Genomic DNA, 18,115 nt, shown 5'->3' with positions numbered 1-18,115 from the left:
AATCCGGAGCCGAAATCGAGCGAGCATAGAGCATATGGGCAAGAGCGAAGCGAGCACCGAAACCACGGCCGCGGGCGCGCTGGAGGCAGCGGCCTATCGGCTGATCCGCAACTCGCTGATCAATGGCGATTTCACACCGGACAGCAAGCTTTCCATTCGGGGAGTCTGCGCGACATTATCGCTGAGCCCCATGCCGGGGCGTGCAGCCCTACGCCGCCTAGTCAACGAGCGAGCGCTGGATGCCAAGCCATCGGGAACGGCCGTGGTTCCGCGCATGACCCGGCGCGAGTTTTCCGAACTGACGGCGGTGCGCCTGCAATTGGAGCCGCTGGCGCTGACGCTTGCCGCGCCCCATCTGAAGCCCGCACAGTTCGAGCGGCTTGACGCCTTCGTGGCGCAGCATGAAGCCGCCCGGCTCGCCAGCGATCCGACAGGAGTGCGGCAAGCCGATACCGGCTTCCTGTTCGAGCTCTACCGCTCCTCCGGTTCGACCTTGCTGCTCAGCTTCATCGAGAGCCTGTGGCTTCGCCGCAGCCCAATGTTCTGGGAGGCGCGCTGGGCGCTGCTGGGAAGCTCGCTCGGCCGGGCGCCGCACAGGCACAAGGAAATCATGGGCGCCCTGCGCCAGGACCAGCCCGATCTAGCGCGCGACTTCCTCATCGAGGAGATCCGCAATGCGAGCGAATTCTTGCTTGAGGCGATGAGGTTCCGCGAGGCGACGGACTGAGTCGTTACCGATCGGGGCAGCGCGACAACCCAGATGGTCGCCCTACAGATAGGTGCGCTCCTCCAACGAGGTCTTCGCGACCATCTCATGAATCGTCCGTACGAAGGCGGTCTCGGCTGGGTTCATGCTTCGGCGCGGGTTCACCACGAAATGGACCTCGACGTGCCTGCATTGCACGGATCACGACGACGGTCAGCCGTCGAGCCCGTCATCGGCCACATCAAGAACGAGCATCGGATGGATCGCAATTATCTCGCCGGACAACAAGGAGATGCCATCAATGCCGTTCTGGCTGCCGTTGGCTACAACTTCTCGCTCCTGCTTAACTGGTTCAGAGACTGTTTGTGCCTGCTCGCCGCATTGCTCCTGGCGGCTCTGCCGCGATCCCCGCACGTTTCCGCGTCACACGCTTCCTGAAGATCTCAACGTAAAAACTGTGGCGACGGACAATCCTGCCCGCCACAATGAAAACAGCGTTCTTCACGGTCGGCTAAATAGGTTTCTGGCTCTCGGTCAGAACTTCTGCTTTGCCCGCTTCGGCATAAAATGGGTTCCGATATTGACGAGTGCTTCGGCGACTTCAGCAGCATCGTGGCGGGTCGCTTTCCGTTTTGCCTCGCCGAGCTTGCGGATGGGCGCGATGATATCCCCAGTGACGGCATGACCTCGAAGGACGGGCTGCCAAAGCTTGGGCGCGTAACTTGTTTCCTCGCAGAAAGCAGAGATCCAATCGAATGGATCAAAGGTCTGATCATCGATCCTGGTGAACTTGGGCCGGGGGTCTTTCGGTGTTTCAGAAAGGCTCGCAGAGATGCGGTTATATTCCGCAACGATCGTCTGCACGGCCCGATGTTCAGTTGTTTCCATCGGCAGATTCAGGGCATCCGGACTGGTCAATTCCGGGATCCATTGGCGTGGGTCGATAAATCTCGGTCCGATGATGAGAGCAGTGAGATAGCCATCGAGACCGCTCATTGACCAGATTGGCGATGCCGGACGACGTGCCCTGATAAACGCCTCGAACGCCACATCATCAAGCTTCGGTCGTGCGGTCGTCGTCCCCTGGCTGTTGTGCGTCATGCCGCCCGTCGCTCCTGCTCTGTCATCGCCTCGCGCTCAGCCTTCCAGTTCCATATGTTGACGGCCCCCACTTGCAAGTGTTTTTTAACAGAAATTTTTGATCGGATCGCTTGCTTCCATCTGTGCGGCCTTTCTGTGTGGTCGCACATGACCACTTGCCAAGATGGTTTCCGCAACGCGTGCTCCTAACACGGTAACTGCCTTGAATGGCCAGTGGAACTGACGGAGTTTCACGCGTCTTGGATCGATCGATCGCACCATCTGCTTTTCTCTTGCAAGTTCACTGCATCAGCTCAACACGGTAGCATTATCATGCTCACCGTGATGGCCAATCTCCTATACTGCCTGTGTTTGCCCCTCCGTCCGCCGATAATTTTCGCCACTCACCATGAGCTTCCAGGCGATACGGGCGATCTTGTTGGCGTGCCACCGCAACCAGCTTCGATTTCTTCCTTTGCAGGAGTTCGGTGAGCCATCGGGAAGCATGTCTGCTTCGACCTGTTCTGACGTGCTGAAGAAGGGCAGTCGCGCCAACCACTAAAACGCTCCTCAGCATCGCCGGCACGTGTGATCACACCAAGCCTTACCTTGCCTGCGTCGAATGGTCTTTGGATGTAAGCCCTATCCAGGCGGCAAATTCGCGACCCGACTTGAACATTCGGGGATCTGGGGTCTTCATCTTCAAAAGCGATGCGCCGACCGGCCCGACACCCGGAATTTCGGCAAGCCGCCTGCTGCATTCATCGGAGCGATGCAGCGCGGTCAATTTTTCCTCGATGGCTTTCGTCTCGGCAAGCAATTGCCGATATTCAACACCATGCATGGCAAAGAGCTCGCGCGCCAATTCAGGCAGGGATTGATCAGCCGCTATTCGCTCCAATAGCGGTTCGATCCGGCACATGCCCTTGGCCGCGACGATGCCGAACTCCATGGCAAAACCGCGAATGGCATTGGCGAGCTGCGTTCGATTGCGAATGAGTCTCTCCCGCACGCCGACCAGCATCAACGCCGCCTGCTGATTCGCGGTCTTCACCGGCACGAACCTCATGGTGGGTCGGCTCATCGCCTCACACAAGGCTTCCGCGTCCGCCGCGTCGTTCTTGCCGCGTGCGTCTCACCCGCCCCACTCCGCCTGCAACCCGGACCAGCCGGTCAGATCGGTGGCTGACCGACGGTCCTAGTGTCGCGTTTCTAACTGGCTGAAAACGCCGCGCCTCTAGTAAGTTTTGACAACAACAACTCGAGGATGACAATTATCGTGTCAATCGAGTGTTGGAAATTCCCTCCACGACCAGGAGAAAGTGCGCGTGCTCCGGTACGCCCTTCCAGAGGAATAATCGGACAGTGTTAGTGAGCAAAATGGCCGAGACAGAAGCCGCAGATTCAGCGCCCGCCTTCTCGATATGCTGGTCACAGACGACTCGTCACTCTCTGCTGGTGAAACCAATCACGTGCGCGAAAAACGGACGGTAGAATAGCGCGACAAACGATTGACCCGGGTTCGAAACGGAAAATCTTAAACAGGCTACAAGCTTTATAATAAGCAAGCGAAATGTCAGTGGGACTCGGACTGCCGGGTGCAGTCCCGCTCAACACAGGCTTCCTGCGCCAAGGGCCCTCAATAACGGCGGAATTCGTAGCATGGTTGCGGATATCCTGCTACGTCACTGGGGTTCCAAGAAGCTCGAGGCGTCCCGCAGAATGCAGATCAAAGACGTCTCCGTGCGCGGGCCAAGCACCCTCTATCAGCTGCGGAATATCGCATTCCGTTCGATCTGGAGTTCGACGCAAGTCGCAAATCTAGGATGGCTTGTGCAAACTGTCACAATCAGTTGGCTCATGGCGATGATCTCCACTTCGGATCTGATGGTCGCACTTGTGCAGGCTTCGACCACGCTTCCAGCATTCATACTCTCTATCATCGCTGGAGCTATCGCCGATACGTATAGCCGCCGATCGGTCATGATCATCGGGCTGTCATTAATCGCGCTCGCGTCTATCGCACTGGCAGTTGCTGCCGCCTTTGGATTCGTCAGTCCCTGGCTCATTCTCGGGCTGGGATTTATGGCAGGCTGCGGATTTGCGCTGAATGACCCCGCTTGGCATGCCTCGGTGGGTGATAACTCGACAAACGAGATATTCCGGCTGCGGTGACACTCATGTCGGTTGGATACAACGTGACGCGCAGCCTCGGACCGGCTGTGGGCGGAGCCGTTCTCGCGTTCCTTGGCCCTTTGGCGGCCTTTCTTTTTGCCGCGTGCAGCAACCTCGCACCGCTCGGCGCCGTGTTGCGCAACAAGTGGCACGTTCGCTCGTCTCCTCTGCCAGCAGAGCGGATTTCAACAGCAATCCACGACGGCATGCGGTTCACGGCACTTTCCTCCGACATCCGAGCGGCGATTATCCGTGCAACCTCTTCGGTCTTGCCGCCATTGCCATTCTTGCACTTCTGCCGCTCGTCGCACGCGATCGTTTGGCCGGCGGACCTATCATCTACGGCATACTATTTGCCGGTTTTGGAACAGGCGCCTGCATCGCCGGTCTAAACAACCGGCTCTTAAGGAAATTGCTTCCTCCGGAATGGTTGATGGCGATCGCTTCGATCGCTTCCGCGGTGTGTTGCATCTCGCTTGCCTTCACCTCCTATGTACCTATGGCGACACTTGCGCTTGCCATCGGCGGCGCCGGATGGGTCATCACCTGGACCGGGTTCGACGTCTGGGTACAATTGGGCAGTCCGCGCTGGGTCGTCGGCCGTACGCTCTCAATCTACTATGCATTCCTGTCGGGTGGCATGGCAGCGGGGAGCTGGATCTGGGGGACCGTCGCCCAGACCTATTCGCTGGCTTCTTCTCTCGAATTAGCCGCGGCCGCCCTATTCCTCTTTGCGGCTTCAGGGTTCGTCTTGCCGGTGCATCTGGAGGCGGAGGGTGATCAGCAGGGCTCGGTGTATCCGGCGCCCGCTGTGGCGCTTGATCTAAAGCCCCGAAACGGTCCGATTGCAGCGAGGACGGAATATTCCATAGATGAAACCGACCTTGACATCTTCCTCGATCACATGCGCACTCGCAGATACGCCCTAGCTCGCGCAGGTGCGCGCGACTGGACGCTCCAGAGAAATCTTCGAAAGCCCTCCCGGTGGACGGAAACGTTCCGCACGCCGACCTGGATGGATTTCCTGCGTCTGCATCATCGCCTCTCTCCATCGGATCAGCAAGTCGTCCAGCTTCTCGCCGATTTCCATATGAGTGACAAGCCTCCGGAAACTGATCTTGTAATTGAGCGTACAACAGACGCGCGACGGACCCGGAGCCAACCGGCCGCGCGCGTTTCGCGTCCGTGAGGTGATTTTGCGATGAGGCCATCTATCGAGCAGCAGCAACGGTCATAGTGTCGCCGGCCAGAAACGAAGCCTCACGATCATTAGGGGTAGTGTGCGGAAGGTTCTGCAAATTTCGCTGAGAAGGGCGGCCATGGCAGGCTGGTGATGTTCAACGTCACCTGATTCCCTGGAAGGAACGCCACCATGACCAAGATTGAAGATAAGACTGCCGTTGGCGCCGTCAAAGATATTTTGCTTTCAAACCCCGATGGGCTGCACGAGGTGATCCGTGCTGTCATGCAGGAGGTACTTGAAGCCGAGATGGACGAGGCTTTGGGAGCTGCGAAAGGCGAACGCACGCCCGAGCGGCTCGGCTACCGCTCCGGCCACTACGGTCGCACGCTGATGACGCGGGTCGGCAAGTTAGAGCTCCGGGTGCCGCAGGATCGCTCCGGGCACTTCTCCACCGAACTGTTCGAGCGCTACCAGCGCTCGGAGCGGGCGCTGGTGGCGACGCTGGCGGAGATGTATGTGCAGGGAGTGTCGACGCGCAAGGTCAAGGCGATCACCGAGGAACTGTGCGGTCATTCCTTCTCGGCGTCATCGATCTCAGCAATCAACAAGCGCCTGGACGAAAGCCTGAAGGCCTTTGCCTGCCGCCCGCTTCAAGAGCCCTTTCCCTATCTCATTCTCGACGCTCGCTATGAGAAGGTCAGAGAGGCCGGCGTCGTCAGGAGCCAGGCGGTGCTGATCGCCGTCGGCATCGATTGGGATGGCCGGCGGCAGATCCTCTCCGTCGAGATGGCCGGCCGCGAGAGCCGGTCGGCCTGGAAGGACTTCCTGCTGGGGCTGAAAGCCCGCGGCCTCAAGGGTATCGAATTCGTCGTCTCTGACGATCATGCCGGCCTCGTCGCGGCGATCGGCGAAGTCATTCCGGAAGCCGCCTGGCAGCGCTGCTACGTGCACTTCCTGCGCAATGCGCTCGACCACCTGCCGCGCAAGCACGGCGACGATTGCCTGCAGGAACTGCGATGGATCTACGACCGGCGTGACATCGACGAGGCGAAGGCCGATCTTGCCGCCTGGCTGGGCAAATGGTCGGGCAAATATCCGCGCCTCACCGGCTGGGTCGAGGAGGCCATCGAGCAGACGCTCACCTTCTTCCGCCTGCCGCGCACTCACCACAAGCATCTCAAGAGCACCAACATGCTCGAGCGCCTCAACGAGGAGATCAGGCGCAGAACCTATGTCGTGCGCATCTTTCCCAACACCGACAGCTGCTTGCGCCTAGTCCGGGCGCTTGCCGTCGAAACCCACGAAAACTGGATGGAGGCCAACCGCTACATCAATATGGACGACCTCAGAGAGCACAAGAAACTCGCTCTCCGCAATGCCGCATGACCAGTCTCATGACTGCCCATTTTGCTGAACTTGACGCACACAACCTCATTAGGATGCGGAGAATAGCAGCAAACCCAACACAGCTCCTGGCCTGGGTGTGGCATCAACACCTGCCATCCAGGTTCACTCGGCTGGCGTCGATCCCTGCTCACGACAGCCGCCTTTTCCTCGTTTTTCGATTCTGGTCTTGCCGCAGCCCGCCGAAGCGGAACGTATCCCTTCGGCGTGAACCGCCTTGCGAAGTTCCGCGTCTCCCGTGAGTCTGCGCTCGTAAGAGTGGAATTAAGAGTGCATTGAAGCATGAGACATGCAGTTTTGTTGACGGGGCCGGAGCGGCGTCGGCGATGGTCGTGGGAAGATCGTGCGCAGATTGTGGCCAAGGCTTTCGCGCCAGGTCGGTGAGCGTAATCGATGATGATCTCGGCCGCTCCGGTTCAGGCAGCATGGAACGACCTAGATTCGAACGGCTTGTGGAACAGGTTTGCTCCGGCAATGTCGGAGCTGTCAATTGCATTGAAGCGTCACGCCTGGCGCGCAACGGCAGGGACTTGCATCATCTGGTCGACCTTTGCGCGCTTGCGGGTACGCTGGTCATCGATCCGGATGGCGCCTATGATCCGCAGCTCGTCAACGATCGTCTGCTGTTTGGATTGAAAGGCACGATGTCGGAGTATGAGCTTAGCTTGATGCGTCAGCGCGGCATCGCCGCACGTGATTCCAAGGCAGGACGCGGGGAACTGCGGTTCATGCTGCCGCCGGGATTTTGCTGGAGCGAGGCGGGCAAGATCGAGATTGACCCGGACGAACATGTGGCAGAAACGATCAGGCTCGTCTTCGCCAAATTCCGGGAACTGGGAAGTGGACGACAGGTCTTTTTGTGGCTGCGGTGGGCCGATATCAAGATGCCGGTCGTTCTGCGCAATGTCGACGTCTGCAAGCTTGCCTGGAAGGCGCCGGCCTACCACAGCGTCATGCAGATTCTCCACGATCCACTCTACGCGGGCGCCTATGCCTTCGGAAGACGTGCGCAGCGAACGCGGATCGTCGATGGCCGCGCTCGCAAGGTTACCGGGGTGCGCAAGCCGAGGGATGAATGGAGCGTGCTGTTGCGCGACAATCATCAAGGTTACATCAGTTGGCGGGACCAATACCAACATCGACATGCTGCGCGAGCCCAACAGGTCGTCGTTGAGCTCAGAAATTTGCGATAGGTTTGCGCGGTGTCCGCAGGACATAAGTGCCGAATTCTGCGAGATGTCCTTCGTTGGCTGCCAAAGCTTGAAGGGCGCAATTACCGCGTCTGGCGGCGACCAGGCGCAGGAGACATTCCACCGCGGCAAATGCGGGAGTCATTGTGTGGATAAACGAGGGCATTTCGGTCCGAACGCGGATCACAATTTCAGAAATCTTAGCGATCGGAGACAGGTCGCTGTCGGTCAAAGCCACTAGTTTAGCACCGCGCGAGACCGCGAAATCGGCGGCCTGCACAGTGAAGCGAGTATACGGGCTGACTGTAACCGCGACCAATGCGTCTTGTGGACCGACAGCTCGGAGCACATCGGTGGAGGAGCCACCCATTCCGTCAATCAATATCGTGGGAGAGTCGAGCAATGACCCGAGGTAGTGCATCAGATAAGCTACCGGAAAGCTTGAACGGCGGCCGATACAAAAAATTTGCCTTGCCTCCACCATGAGGTCGGCGGCTGCTGTCAGCGTGGCAATCGCTGAGGGCTGTGCAAATTCGCCTAGATGGCCATGCAAAGCTCTAATTGTATCGCCGATGAGGGCCTCATCGCCCTCGATATGCCGTCGCACCAGCAATTCCTCTGCACTCCGGATGAAGCTCTCGGGCCCTTCCCTGATGCTGTCCGCAAATACTTCCTTCAATTTCTCGAAACCATCGAAACCAAGGCGCTTTGCAAGCCGCGTAAGTGTTGCCGGAGGGACTCGTGCTCGACGTGCCTGCTCTCTCATCGAAAGCAGTGCGACCTCCGTCGGATGATCAACTAACCAACGCGCGGCGACCTTCATTTGCCGCGGGAAGCGCTCATAGCTGTCCCTTATGAGGTTTGAGACGGGGAAATCCATTCTGATTTACGTCCTCAGGTCGATCGATCAAGGTTGAGTCCAGCAGAAGCGCAAACGCAGTGCAGCGACGAGGCTCAGCCTAACGGCCACTCGTGCCCCAACTGTGGTCCTTCTTAAACACCCCAAGTAACGAGACATTGACGAGGAGCACGAACAGCACGCCCCTGGCCGCCTTGTAGAGCTGGGTGGGCAACTCGATGCGCCGCTCTTCGGGCTATCAGTCGTGAGCTCTGTCATGGTCCCGGCTAGGGCTCTATCTGTGATCTGCCGAAGCATTTTTTCAAGATGAGGGTAGCGGTTACCAAACGACCAAGCACGCTGAATGTCCTGGGGGCGCGTTCCAGATGGAATCGTTCAAGCCAGTCCTCCGCCACTCCGCACGCCGCAGTGACCAACCCCTTAATGGTGTTCCCGTCGAACACATAGCATCTCCACTCTCGGGCAAGCGAGAAAGTCGCCACCACCGCCTCACGGTGCTGCCATATAAAAAAGGCGGTGCTTCGTGCTCCACTCGCTCTCTACGGCAATCCGCATTTCCGCTTCGATCTCACGCTTCAGGCAAGTCGTCCAACCAGCAGGCGCCATCGAGGTGCGGCCGGGAAAAGACCTTTCCAATCATTTCTGCGGCTTTGTTTTGATGATATCGCATATACAAGCGGCCATCGGCTCCGAGATCCAGGATCTCAATCTTTCCTGTGTAATGCGACATGATGTATTTGAATGTCTTTTGGATGCCGCTGAGACGTTGGTTGATGCCGTGCACAATCTTTAGTCCGCGGAGCAATGAAACCTGAAAATGCGATGCACCTTTCACCGGCCTGCCTTGAAAGAGATAATATGGGCGGATACCTATTTGATGACACTTGGCGAAGGTTGCCGCTAAGATCTCGGCATCATCGTTGACTTTCCCGAGAAGCACGGATTGGTTGAGGAACTGCACGCCACACGCGCGTAACGAGCGAATGTTGCGCTCAGCATCGACCGAGATTTCACCGATGTGGTCGAAATGTGTGACGATCACTGCGGCCTTGCCCGCGTCATGGATCCGTTGGAACAAAGCCGGTAACGCAGGGTCCTCGAACCTTTCGGGCGTGTAGGCGACCATTTTTGTGCCGAATCGAATGGACTCCAAATGTGGGAAGGGCAGCAGATGGTCAAGAATTTCATCAAGTCTGGCGGTGCTGAGCATGAACGGGTCGCCTCCCGAGAGCAGCACGTTCGTCATCTCAGGATGACTTCCGATATATTGCGCAATCTGCGCGAAATCAGCTGCGATTTCATCGGAGTCCTTGCCAACAATGCGTTTGCGAAAGCAGTAGCGGCAGTATGAAGCGCAACGGTCCGTTACCAGCAACAATCCCGTCCGGGCGTATTTGTGCTGAAACCCCGGTACAACTGTGTTATCGTGCTCGCCGCTGGTATCCAAATTGCCGGGGCTCTCGAACTCTTCGAATGAGGGTTCGACGATGTATTTAAGTTGGTTATAATAGCCACTTTTGGTGATCTGTTCACGGTAGAATCTTGTGACATGATAACGCGTGATGCTGTTGGCTTGTAGTTCACCGGGGCTAACGCTGCGCGTCCCCTCAATGAAGGTCATGACTGCGGTATCGATCGGCGGATCCGAGTTGATTGGCGATGTTTGAAACGACCAATCGCGAGGCGCGCCAGAGGTCGTTCGCAGCTCACGATAGCTTGGGCTCTGATCCTTGCAGTCAACCGAACTCTCCCTCGGGTCCTGCTCCGGCTGCGCCCCAAACCGCTCGTGCGTGCGCCGGTCCTGAGGATAGGCCGCTTTCCTCGGGTTCGGCTCTGCCGGAAGACGGTGACGTTCCTCCCCCAACGGAAGTGCCGCCGACCAAACTCGCTGCCCAAGGTCGACCGCCATCTCGCTCAGCGCGTGCTGCAAATAGCTCACAAACGGCTCGACCGTGCTGCGCTCAAACAGCGACGGCGCGTAGATCAGCCTTCCACGAATCGCCTCGCCGACCTCAACAAACTCAAGCGCAAGATCATGTTGCTCCACACGTTCGTCAACGCTGACGTACTCAAGTCCCGGCAGCTCCAGAGGAGCCGCAGAATTATTTTGCCATGCAAGTATAGCCGGGAAGCTCGCGGTGTGAGACTCGTTACGGGGCGGATTGGCGAGCTCGATCACCTGTTCAAACGTCAGGTCCTGGTATGCCTGCGCCCAAAGCGCGGCATTCACCCGCTTCATTAAGTCCCCCAGAGTGGGGTCGCCTGACAGATCAATCCGCAGTGTCGGCGCGTCTACAAAGGGGCCGATCAGCCCCGCAATCTCGGAGCGCGTGCGGTTGGCGTCCGGCGTGGCAATGACTATCTCATCCTGACCCGACAACCGTGCCAACACGAGCGCCCAGCCCGCCAGCAGAGTGACGAACAATGTGGTCCCAAGAAGACTGCTTTGTGCCTTGAGCCGCGTGGCCAGCGGCTCCCGTAACACGAACTCGACGTAACTGTCCCTGCGGTCCTGCCGCGCCGGACGCGGCCGGTCTGTCGGCAGCTTCAGCGTCGTTGGCGCGCCCACCAGTATCCGGCCCCGGTATTCCGAGTGGCGCTCCAACAGCTCGCCCGCCAGCCAACGACGCTGCCAAACAGCATAGTCCGCATACTGCACCGGCAATGGCATCAGCTGATCGGCGCGGCCCTCGCAGGCCGCAGTGTAGCGCTCGTTGAACTCGCGCGCCAGGATCTTTCCTGACTGCTCATCGGAGATCATGCGGTGCATGGTGATCAGTAACACGTGGTCGTTCGCTGCCAAGCGCAAGAGCCGAGCACTGATCAGCGGCCCGGAGTCCAAGTCGAACGTCGCCTGCACTTCGTGGCTCATGAACTCCGCGAGGGTCGCCTCCACATCTGCTGCCGCCGTCAGATCGTCCCGTTTCAGTGGCAGCCGGACGTCCGACGGCCCGATCCGCTGGAACGGCCGGCCGTCGTCAACCCCGAAGGTGGTGCGCAGCATCTCATGACGCGCCACCAGCCCGTCCAAAGAAGACTGAAGGACTGCCTCGTTCAACTCGCCGCGAAGCCGAAGCTCCATCTGAACGTGACGGGCTCGGCTGCCGTCCACCGGACGCGACGAAAACCAACGCTCCTGGGACAACGACAGCGGCACCCGCTGTGGGCGAGGCAAAGCTTCAATTGGCGGAACCGCACCAAACAGTGCAGCATCTATCGCATTGATTGGGAGCGTTCGAGCAAAATTCATGTAGACCTCCTCGGCCGGAGCTTGCAAGACCCCCATGGTCGTAACGGATTATTTCACGCTGTCCCATGCAATCGGCGTGCCATTGAAGAGATTGTGTCAAAAGGCGCAAAACCAAGGGATTTGCATCGCAGCGACGGAAACTTGCGGCTGGCGTGTCAGGTTCCGAACATAAACAGGCTTATCGCAAACTCGGACTTTGGGCGCGAGAATGCCTTAAAAAGCCTGCTTTTTAGCCTGACCCTTGATTCAGAAAAAGCGCGAGCAGCTCGTTCTGCTGGCGGACGGATGGTCAGCGGTCCAATCCTTTGCTCAGGAAAGCATCGCCTCGAACATGGCACCGGCCTTTCTTGCTGAGTCGAACAATTTGCCGATCCTGGTGGTCGCTCTCGATGCGTTGGCAGGTGTTTGTGCAATTCAATGCGCCGGCTGCGCCGTCAGAGGGCGGCTTTAGGGGCTTGTACGCACAGCCTTGTCCAGAATGTCCAGACCACGTTGAAGCGTCTGCCCGTCAATAGTCAACGGAGGAAGAAATTTGACCACTTGGTCCTCCGTGCCGCATCGTTCTATCACAAGTCCGTCTTCGAAGGCCTGGCGGACAATTTTCTCGGACAGTTTGCCCGTACTGCAGTCAAGCCCCATCATCATGCCCCTTCCACGTACGGAAAGGTAAGAATCTCGGTTGCTTTGAGCGATTTGCCGAAGGCGCTCGCTCAGGATGCGTCCTGTTTCGACAACAGCTTAGACAGGTTTTCATTTGTCCAGTATTTTCGCAAAGCGGCAGTGCCCGTCACGAGTGCGAGATTGTTGCCTCTGAAAGTCCCGCTGTGCTCGCCCGGTCGCCACACGTCCAGTCGGGTTTGAACAGCAAAAGGGACAGAGGTAGTCCACAGCCACTGAGGGACTTTGACAAAAGAACGATGTCTGGAGATATATTCGCAAACTCAAAACTGAAAAAATCGCCGGTTCGGCCGCAGCCCGCCTGAATGTCATCAACAATCAGGAGGATGCCGTTCTTTTTGCAAAGCCGATCGAGCGACTGCAGCCAGTCTTTGCTGGCAGGATTTATACCCCCTTCCCTTGGATGGTTTCTAAAATGATGGCTGCCGGCATGTCAATACCACTGCTAGCATCCGCGAGCACCCTTTCCAGATATTCTGAAGTGTCTTTGTCAGCTCCCCAATACCCGTCGTAGGGCATGAACACTGCGCCGCCAGCAGGAAGACCTGCTGCATCTCGGCAGTATCGATTGCCAGTTACTGCGAGCGCGCCTAAGCTCACGCCATGATAGCCGTTGGTGAATGAAATTATACTGTGCCGTCCAGTGGCCTTGCGCGCGAGTTTCAAAGCAGCTTCGACGGCATTGGCGCCCGTAGGACCGGCAAACTGAAATTTGTATGTCAGACGACGCGGGCGCCATTTTATCTCGTCAAAATACTCCATAAACTCTCGTTTCGCTGACGTGGCCATGTCCAAGCGTGGATAATCCGATTTGATTTCAAGTATTCCACGGCATCGTCTGGAGCAAATCCTGTTCAATCCGGATCATATCCAGCAGCCTTGAAGTAATTGGCGCATTCTGCGGGGGTGAAGCGGGGTATCAAGGCGCCGACTGCGTCCCACAGGGCGTCAATCTTACGCTCCGCCCGGCCTCGCAGCATCGCCTTCAGTTTGGAGAAGGCGTTATCGATCGGATTGAAGTCTGGGCTGTAAGGAGGCAGGAACATGAGCGTGGCGCCGACACGTTCGATGGCGTCGCGTACACCGGCTGTCTTGTGAGCCGGTAGGTTGTCCATGACCACCACGTCGCCGATCTCCAGGGTAGGCACCAACACCTGTTCGACGTAAGCCAGGAAGACGTTACCGTTCATGGCGCCATCGTAGACAAACGGCGCGGTCATCCCGGTGAGGCGCAACGCTCCGGTAAAGGTCGTTGTTTTCCAATGGCCATGTGGCACGCCAGCTCGGCAACGCTCACCTCGAAGTGCACGTCCGCGTAGCCGTGCCATCTTGGTCGAAAGGCCGGGGTGAGTAGGCCGGAGGGATTTCACCTGCCGGCCTCTCGCAGAACGGTGCGTGAACCTCTCGATTACACCGCTCCCATCAGGTAAACGTGTTCGTTCCGGACGCCTGCCAGTGTACGAAGAGGTCCCGTCTATCTCGGGCAAGTTGCCGCAGGAACTGCGAAGCCCGAGTTTTGTGGAACCGAAAGCGCTTGTACTTTCGCATGATCCAGGCCTTGAGCTTCCGATTGACATAGTCAGCCAGGAAGAACAGGGCCGAACCACTGAACCGCCCATAATAGGCAATCCATCCCCGGAGGAGCGGATTGATCTGTTTGGCAATTTCAGCCAGCGTCCCGGGCGTTTGCCGCGGAATGTTCAAGCTCTTGATCGTGGCCCGCATCGATTTTAGCGCCGCCGGACTGGCCGCTGGGGTATAGCCACAGAAGAACTCATTCCGCTGTGAAGTCGCCACCTGTCGCGGCCTGAACTGGTATCCAAGGAAGTCAAATTTGAACGTCGGATACATTTCCCGGCGCCGATTATCTTTGCCGTAGACGATATGGGTCTTAGTCGGATGCATCTGAAGTCCGCATTCTGCCAGCCGCGCTTGGAGCTCGACCATGAGGGCCTCTGCTTCCTGCTCGGTCCGGCAGTGCACCAGACCATCGTCTGCATACCGACACCATGGTAGATCCGGATGCGTCCGGGTCATCCAGACGTCAAACGCGTAATGCACGAAGAGGATTCGATAGGATCGGGCTGACCACGCCCCCTTGCGGGTGAACCGCTCCCAAACGTTGGACCACCGGATGCTATAGTTTTCCGGCTTTACTCAGGGAGGCGGGCTGGTTGCGCACCCTGAATTCACCAACGAGATCGGCACCTTGTTGCCGATCGCACCATGAGGTCTTTCCTCATTGTAGTATCTACGCCAATCCTCCATCTTTTCGCGGGCATCCGCAAGGGTCAGGAACCAATGCTGGTTCAGGCATTCTGCACGGAAGCGGCCATTGAACGCTTCGATGAAAGCATTATCAGTTGGCTTGCCGGGGCGTGAGAAGTCCAACGTCACGCCCTTGGAATAGGCCCACAGGTCCAAGTCGCGCGACACGAACTCCGTCCCTTGGTCGACACGGATCGTTTTCGGATAGCCGGCTTTTTGGCACACCCGTTCAAGGGTTTGCACAACGTCTTCGCCTTTATAGCTATGACGTGGATCAAGCACCGGCACGTAGCGCGAGAAGGTGTCGACCACCGTCAGCACGCGCAGTTTCTTACCCGTTGCGAGTTGGTCGTGAACGAAGTCCATCGCCCAGACGTCGTTGGGTCCGACGGCCATGTGCCGATCCTCGCGAAGCTTGGCTTTTACCCTCCGCTTCGGTGTCTTGTTCCGCAACTGTAGCCCCAAGTCCCCGTAAATGCGGTAAGTTCACTTGATGTTGGTGCCCCAACCCTCGCGTTCCAACAGCACATGCACGCGGCGATAGCCGTACCGCACACGGATCTCGCAGATCTCGCGAATACGACGTTCCAAACCGGCCTGATCAGCACGGCGAGAGGTATAGTGGTGAGTTGATCGATCGAAGTTCAACGCTCCACAAGCACGCCGGATCGAGATCGCCCAATCGCGGCACATGCCTTTCACCATCTCCCGCTTCCGAGCAGGCCTCAGAGCTTTCGGCGGATGACATCCTGCAACATCTCGCGGTCCAGCGTTAGATCCGCGACGATCTTCTTCAGGCGCGAATTCTCTTCCTCGAGCTGCTTCAACCATTTCATCTCCGGTGGCAGCATGCCCGCGTATTTTTTCTTCCAGTTGAAATAAGTCGCCTGGCTGATCCCCGCCTTCCTGCAGATTTCAGCAACCGACACGCCTTCATCACCTTGCTTCAGAATGAACGCCTTCTGAGCGTCCGAAAACTGCGATGCTTTCATCGTCTTCTGGTCCTTTCCCAGCCAGGAAAATGCACCGGAAAACTCTAACCAAAATTGGTCCAGTTTGAAGGGTTCAGATCAATCGAAAGCGCAACCGCATGGGCGCAAATCGCTTCAATCAGAATGCTCACAAGGCGCATCGCAAGATATTGGATATACGAATGAACTTTTGAATCGGGCTCTCAGGTTCTTCGAGCAGCTCTACCGGATCGAAAGGCAGACGCGAGGCGAAAAGCCCGACGCCGGTGAAACGACAGGTGACTGCATTCGCCGATTCCGCCAACAGCACAGCTTGCCTGTCCTCAACGCCCTGAAGACGTGGCTCGACAACATCGCGCCAAAGATCGTGCCGGATACCAAGCTCGGCGATGCCGTCTCCTCACCCTGAACCAATGGGATTACCTGACACGCTACATCAGCGATGGCAGGATGCCGATCGACAACAACATTTTGGAGCGCGAGATCAGAGTTTTTGCCACCGGCAGAAAATCGTGGCTGTTCAGTGATACCTCCGACGGTGCCAAGGCCAGCGCCGTGATCTACAGTCTCATGCTGACCTGCCGTGCCTGCGGATCGACCCGCTCGCCTGGCTGCGCCACACTGCTCACAGAGTTGCCGCAACGGGGCAAAGCGGCCGAAATCGACGACCTGCTGCCGTTCAACTTCTCCAAGACTATTAAGGCCGGATAGAACCGGATCTCGCTACCAATGCGCGAACGTCATCGGTCTTGCCGCCGTCAATGCGCATCGAAAATCGCGCTTACGACTATGCCGCTGCAAGCGCTAGGTCGAATATTGACCATATTTCGGATTCGACAAACCCGACAGTAGGTGTCGGTTTCCAGCCGTTTTTGCTATCAATTGCCACGAACTCCCATGCACCGGCGATTGGAGTATCCGGCCAGGAAACGGCACCCAGGACACCTTCGAGCGGAATTCACACGCGCCATACCACCCGCGCCCCGCATTGTAGCATGTCCGGCGACGTCACAAACGCGACAACAGCACTTACGCCATATTGTTTTTAGAACGTCGGGCTACTTTGGCACGGTGCATGCATGATTGTGAGCAAACCGCATTACCGAGCGAGGAGAAGTCGTCCTGTGATAACACCCATCTACAATACTGTCCCGGCCACTCCCAGGTCGCTCATCCCGATCTGGAAGATACGATTGCTGAGCGGAATCTGCAGGTTGATCAATCCACGATCAACCGCTGCATTGTTCCCGTCTCTACTCACCTGCTGGAGCTGTTCAACGGATGCAACGGCCCCACCGGAAACTGGCATATTGACAAGAACTACATCAAAGTCCGGTCCAATCCGATTGATGCTGACTTGAAAGCATGGTGTCGGCGGCAATCAGTGCGTCGCGTAGCACACTGCTCTTCGTGGCCAAAATTCATATTCGCGACAGAACCACAAATGGAGCGGCCGGTCGAAGGCACATCTGAAGGGTCTACGATGTCGAATGACGCTACTAGTCCGGGTTTCCTGCCACCGCCAATGGTACTGATCGCTGCGGCAGACGATAGCTTTCGCACGTTTTTGGAATACACCGTAAAAAGCAATGGCCTTGTGGTTGCAGGCGTGAGCGATGGCGAGGCGCTTGCGAAGCGCCTCCGGACAACGGCGCCGGATCTGCTGCTTCTTGAATCACGTATACCCGGTGTGGAGACGCAGACGCTCTGTGAACGCCTCCGCTTGGACCGCCGGACGCAGTCAATGTCGATTATCGCGCTTGCGGCCGAAGGTCACGAAGCAAGTCGGCAAGAAATGCTTGAGTCCGGTGCCGACCAGTATCTTTGCAGACCATTCTCGCCCGAGATACTCATGACAAGTATTGGCGCGATCTGGCAGGAAGCGAATCGGGATCCCGCCCTCAGCCCAAGAGAACTCTTGACCTTTCTCGATCTCGAACTGGATGCAAGCAGTTATCGCGTGCGGCGAAATGGACGTACGATTCATCTCGCTCCAATGGAGTTTCGACTGTTGCACCATCTCATGAAGGACCCACATAAGGTGTACTCCAGGGATGAACTGCGGGGCGCGGCTTGGCAACGCGCTGTTCATGTTGGCCCCCGCACCATCGATGTCCACATTGGCCGCTTGCGAGCGGCTCTCAATAAGGCGGGCGGACAGGATCTCATACGCACCGTATGGTCCGTCGGATACGCACTTTCCGATTAGGCACGCGAGGTATTTTGGCTACAGGTAGCTTCGTCGACCTGCCTCCCCCCGCGCCCTCAATTGTACCGATGTTGGAGCTGTTCCATACCATCAAATCAGCTGTGATGTGATTACTGTTCAATGCCGGGAAAGGATGACGAGC

The 18,115-nt window shown here is 57.6% G+C and carries 9 protein-coding genes and 9 pseudogenes; 8 read left to right on the top strand and 10 right to left on the bottom strand.

Features of this window, described 5'->3' with window-relative positions; translation table 11 throughout:
• The first annotated feature begins 34 nt into the window (after window positions 1-34).
• Window positions 35-727 carry a GntR family transcriptional regulator gene (locus AB8B31_RS32985; protein WP_239621056.1) on the top strand — a complete coding sequence of 231 codons (693 nt, stop codon included), beginning with the start codon at window positions 35-37 and terminating at the stop codon, window positions 725-727.
• Between the two features lie 183 nt (window positions 728-910).
• Window positions 911-1,144: pseudogene (locus tag AB8B31_RS32980) on the top strand (IS5/IS1182 family transposase); the annotation flags it as partial.
• A 96-nt stretch (window positions 1,145-1,240) separates the two neighbouring features.
• On the opposite strand, the gene AB8B31_RS32975 reads toward AB8B31_RS32980, so the two are convergent.
• Window positions 1,241-1,807: a UPF0149 family protein gene (locus AB8B31_RS32975; protein ID WP_096772352.1), complete on the bottom strand. Its 567-nt coding sequence runs from the start codon at window positions 1,805-1,807 to the stop codon at window positions 1,241-1,243.
• Between the two features lie 336 nt (window positions 1,808-2,143).
• Window positions 2,144-2,915 (bottom strand): annotated as a pseudogene (locus AB8B31_RS32970) (IS110 family transposase); the annotation flags it as partial.
• A gap of 593 nt (window positions 2,916-3,508) precedes the next feature.
• On the opposite strand from AB8B31_RS32970, the pseudogene AB8B31_RS32965 reads away from it, so the two are divergent.
• From AB8B31_RS32965 to AB8B31_RS32955, 3 genes and pseudogenes are all read left to right on the top strand, one after another.
• A pseudogene (locus AB8B31_RS32965) lies at window positions 3,509-5,150 on the top strand (MFS transporter).
• 183 nt (window positions 5,151-5,333) lie between these two features.
• The gene (locus AB8B31_RS32960) at window positions 5,334-6,530 is read left to right on the top strand and encodes an IS256 family transposase (RefSeq protein WP_097622234.1); all 1,197 of its coding nucleotides are present in this window, start codon (window positions 5,334-5,336) and stop codon (window positions 6,528-6,530) included.
• A 344-nt stretch (window positions 6,531-6,874) separates the two neighbouring features.
• Entirely contained in the window at window positions 6,875-7,741 is an 867-nt protein-coding gene (locus tag AB8B31_RS32955) for a recombinase family protein (protein WP_439004414.1), read from the top strand.
• Here the strand turns inward: AB8B31_RS32955 and AB8B31_RS32950 are convergent.
• From AB8B31_RS32950 to AB8B31_RS32915, 8 genes and pseudogenes are all read right to left on the bottom strand, one after another.
• Window positions 7,725-8,618 (bottom strand): MurR/RpiR family transcriptional regulator, encoded by an 894-nt coding sequence (locus AB8B31_RS32950; RefSeq protein ID WP_096772316.1) that lies wholly within the window; start codon window positions 8,616-8,618, stop codon window positions 7,725-7,727. The two genes, AB8B31_RS32955 and AB8B31_RS32950, sit on opposite strands and share 17 nt — an antisense overlap.
• Window positions 8,619-9,165: 547 nt before the next feature.
• Complete coding sequence (locus tag AB8B31_RS32945) at window positions 9,166-10,218, bottom strand: KamA family radical SAM protein (protein ID WP_342588558.1); 1,053 nt, start codon at window positions 10,216-10,218, stop codon at window positions 9,166-9,168.
• Window positions 10,219-10,461: 243 nt separating this feature from the next.
• Window positions 10,462-11,847 (bottom strand): annotated as a pseudogene (locus AB8B31_RS32940) (condensation domain-containing protein); the annotation flags it as partial.
• 447 nt (window positions 11,848-12,294) lie between these two features.
• Window positions 12,295-12,540, bottom strand: coding sequence for an aminotransferase class III-fold pyridoxal phosphate-dependent enzyme (locus AB8B31_RS32935; RefSeq protein ID WP_245424680.1), 246 nt, complete (start codon window positions 12,538-12,540; stop codon window positions 12,295-12,297).
• A 94-nt stretch (window positions 12,541-12,634) separates the two neighbouring features.
• Window positions 12,635-13,287: pseudogene (locus tag AB8B31_RS32930) on the bottom strand (aminotransferase class III-fold pyridoxal phosphate-dependent enzyme).
• A gap of 92 nt (window positions 13,288-13,379) precedes the next feature.
• Window positions 13,380-13,868: pseudogene (locus AB8B31_RS32925) on the bottom strand (IS630 family transposase); the annotation flags it as partial.
• Between the two features lie 79 nt (window positions 13,869-13,947).
• The gene (locus AB8B31_RS32920) at window positions 13,948-14,562 is read right to left on the bottom strand and encodes a group II intron maturase-specific domain-containing protein (protein ID WP_170961545.1); all 615 of its coding nucleotides are present in this window, start codon (window positions 14,560-14,562) and stop codon (window positions 13,948-13,950) included.
• A gap of 120 nt (window positions 14,563-14,682) precedes the next feature.
• Window positions 14,683-15,785 (bottom strand): annotated as a pseudogene (locus AB8B31_RS32915) (IS3 family transposase).
• Between the two features lie 75 nt (window positions 15,786-15,860).
• Here AB8B31_RS32915 and AB8B31_RS32910 point away from each other — a divergent pair.
• The 3 genes and pseudogenes from AB8B31_RS32910 to AB8B31_RS32900 form a co-directional block, all read left to right on the top strand.
• Window positions 15,861-15,950: pseudogene (locus tag AB8B31_RS32910) on the top strand (IS5/IS1182 family transposase); the annotation flags it as partial.
• 13 nt (window positions 15,951-15,963) lie between these two features.
• Window positions 15,964-16,475 (top strand): annotated as a pseudogene (locus AB8B31_RS32905) (IS66 family transposase); the annotation flags it as partial.
• Window positions 16,476-16,839: 364 nt separating this feature from the next.
• A complete protein-coding gene (locus tag AB8B31_RS32900; RefSeq protein ID WP_239621050.1) occupies window positions 16,840-17,973 on the top strand; it encodes a response regulator transcription factor in 1,134 nt (377 codons plus the stop codon).
• Window positions 17,974-18,115: the final 142 nt, after the last annotated feature.

The organism is Rhizobium sp. 62_C5_N11_2, from assembly GCF_051811185.1.
In the GTDB taxonomy this organism is placed as follows: Bacteria; Pseudomonadota; Alphaproteobacteria; order Rhizobiales; family Rhizobiaceae; genus Rhizobium; species Rhizobium leguminosarum.
This window is presented reverse-complemented; position numbering and strand designations above follow the sequence as displayed.

Excerpts from the sequence above, each read along its gene's own strand:
- AB8B31_RS32945 (WP_342588558.1), bottom strand. The coding sequence starts at position 10,218 with ATGACCTTCATTGAGGGGACGCGCAGCGTTAGCCCCGGTGAACTACAA.
- AB8B31_RS32920 (WP_170961545.1), bottom strand. The coding sequence starts at position 14,562 with ATGACCCGGACGCATCCGGATCTACCATGGTGTCGGTATGCAGACGAT.
- AB8B31_RS32950 (WP_096772316.1), bottom strand. The coding sequence starts at position 8,618 with ATGGATTTCCCCGTCTCAAACCTCATAAGGGACAGCTATGAGCGCTTC.
- AB8B31_RS32955 (WP_439004414.1), top strand. The coding sequence starts at position 6,875 with ATGGTCGTGGGAAGATCGTGCGCAGATTGTGGCCAAGGCTTTCGCGCC.
- AB8B31_RS32960 (WP_097622234.1), top strand. The coding sequence starts at position 5,334 with ATGACCAAGATTGAAGATAAGACTGCCGTTGGCGCCGTCAAAGATATT.
- AB8B31_RS32985 (WP_239621056.1), top strand. The coding sequence starts at position 35 with ATGGGCAAGAGCGAAGCGAGCACCGAAACCACGGCCGCGGGCGCGCTG.
- AB8B31_RS32900 (WP_239621050.1), top strand. The coding sequence starts at position 16,840 with ATGCATGATTGTGAGCAAACCGCATTACCGAGCGAGGAGAAGTCGTCC.
- AB8B31_RS32975 (WP_096772352.1), bottom strand. The coding sequence starts at position 1,807 with ATGACGCACAACAGCCAGGGGACGACGACCGCACGACCGAAGCTTGAT.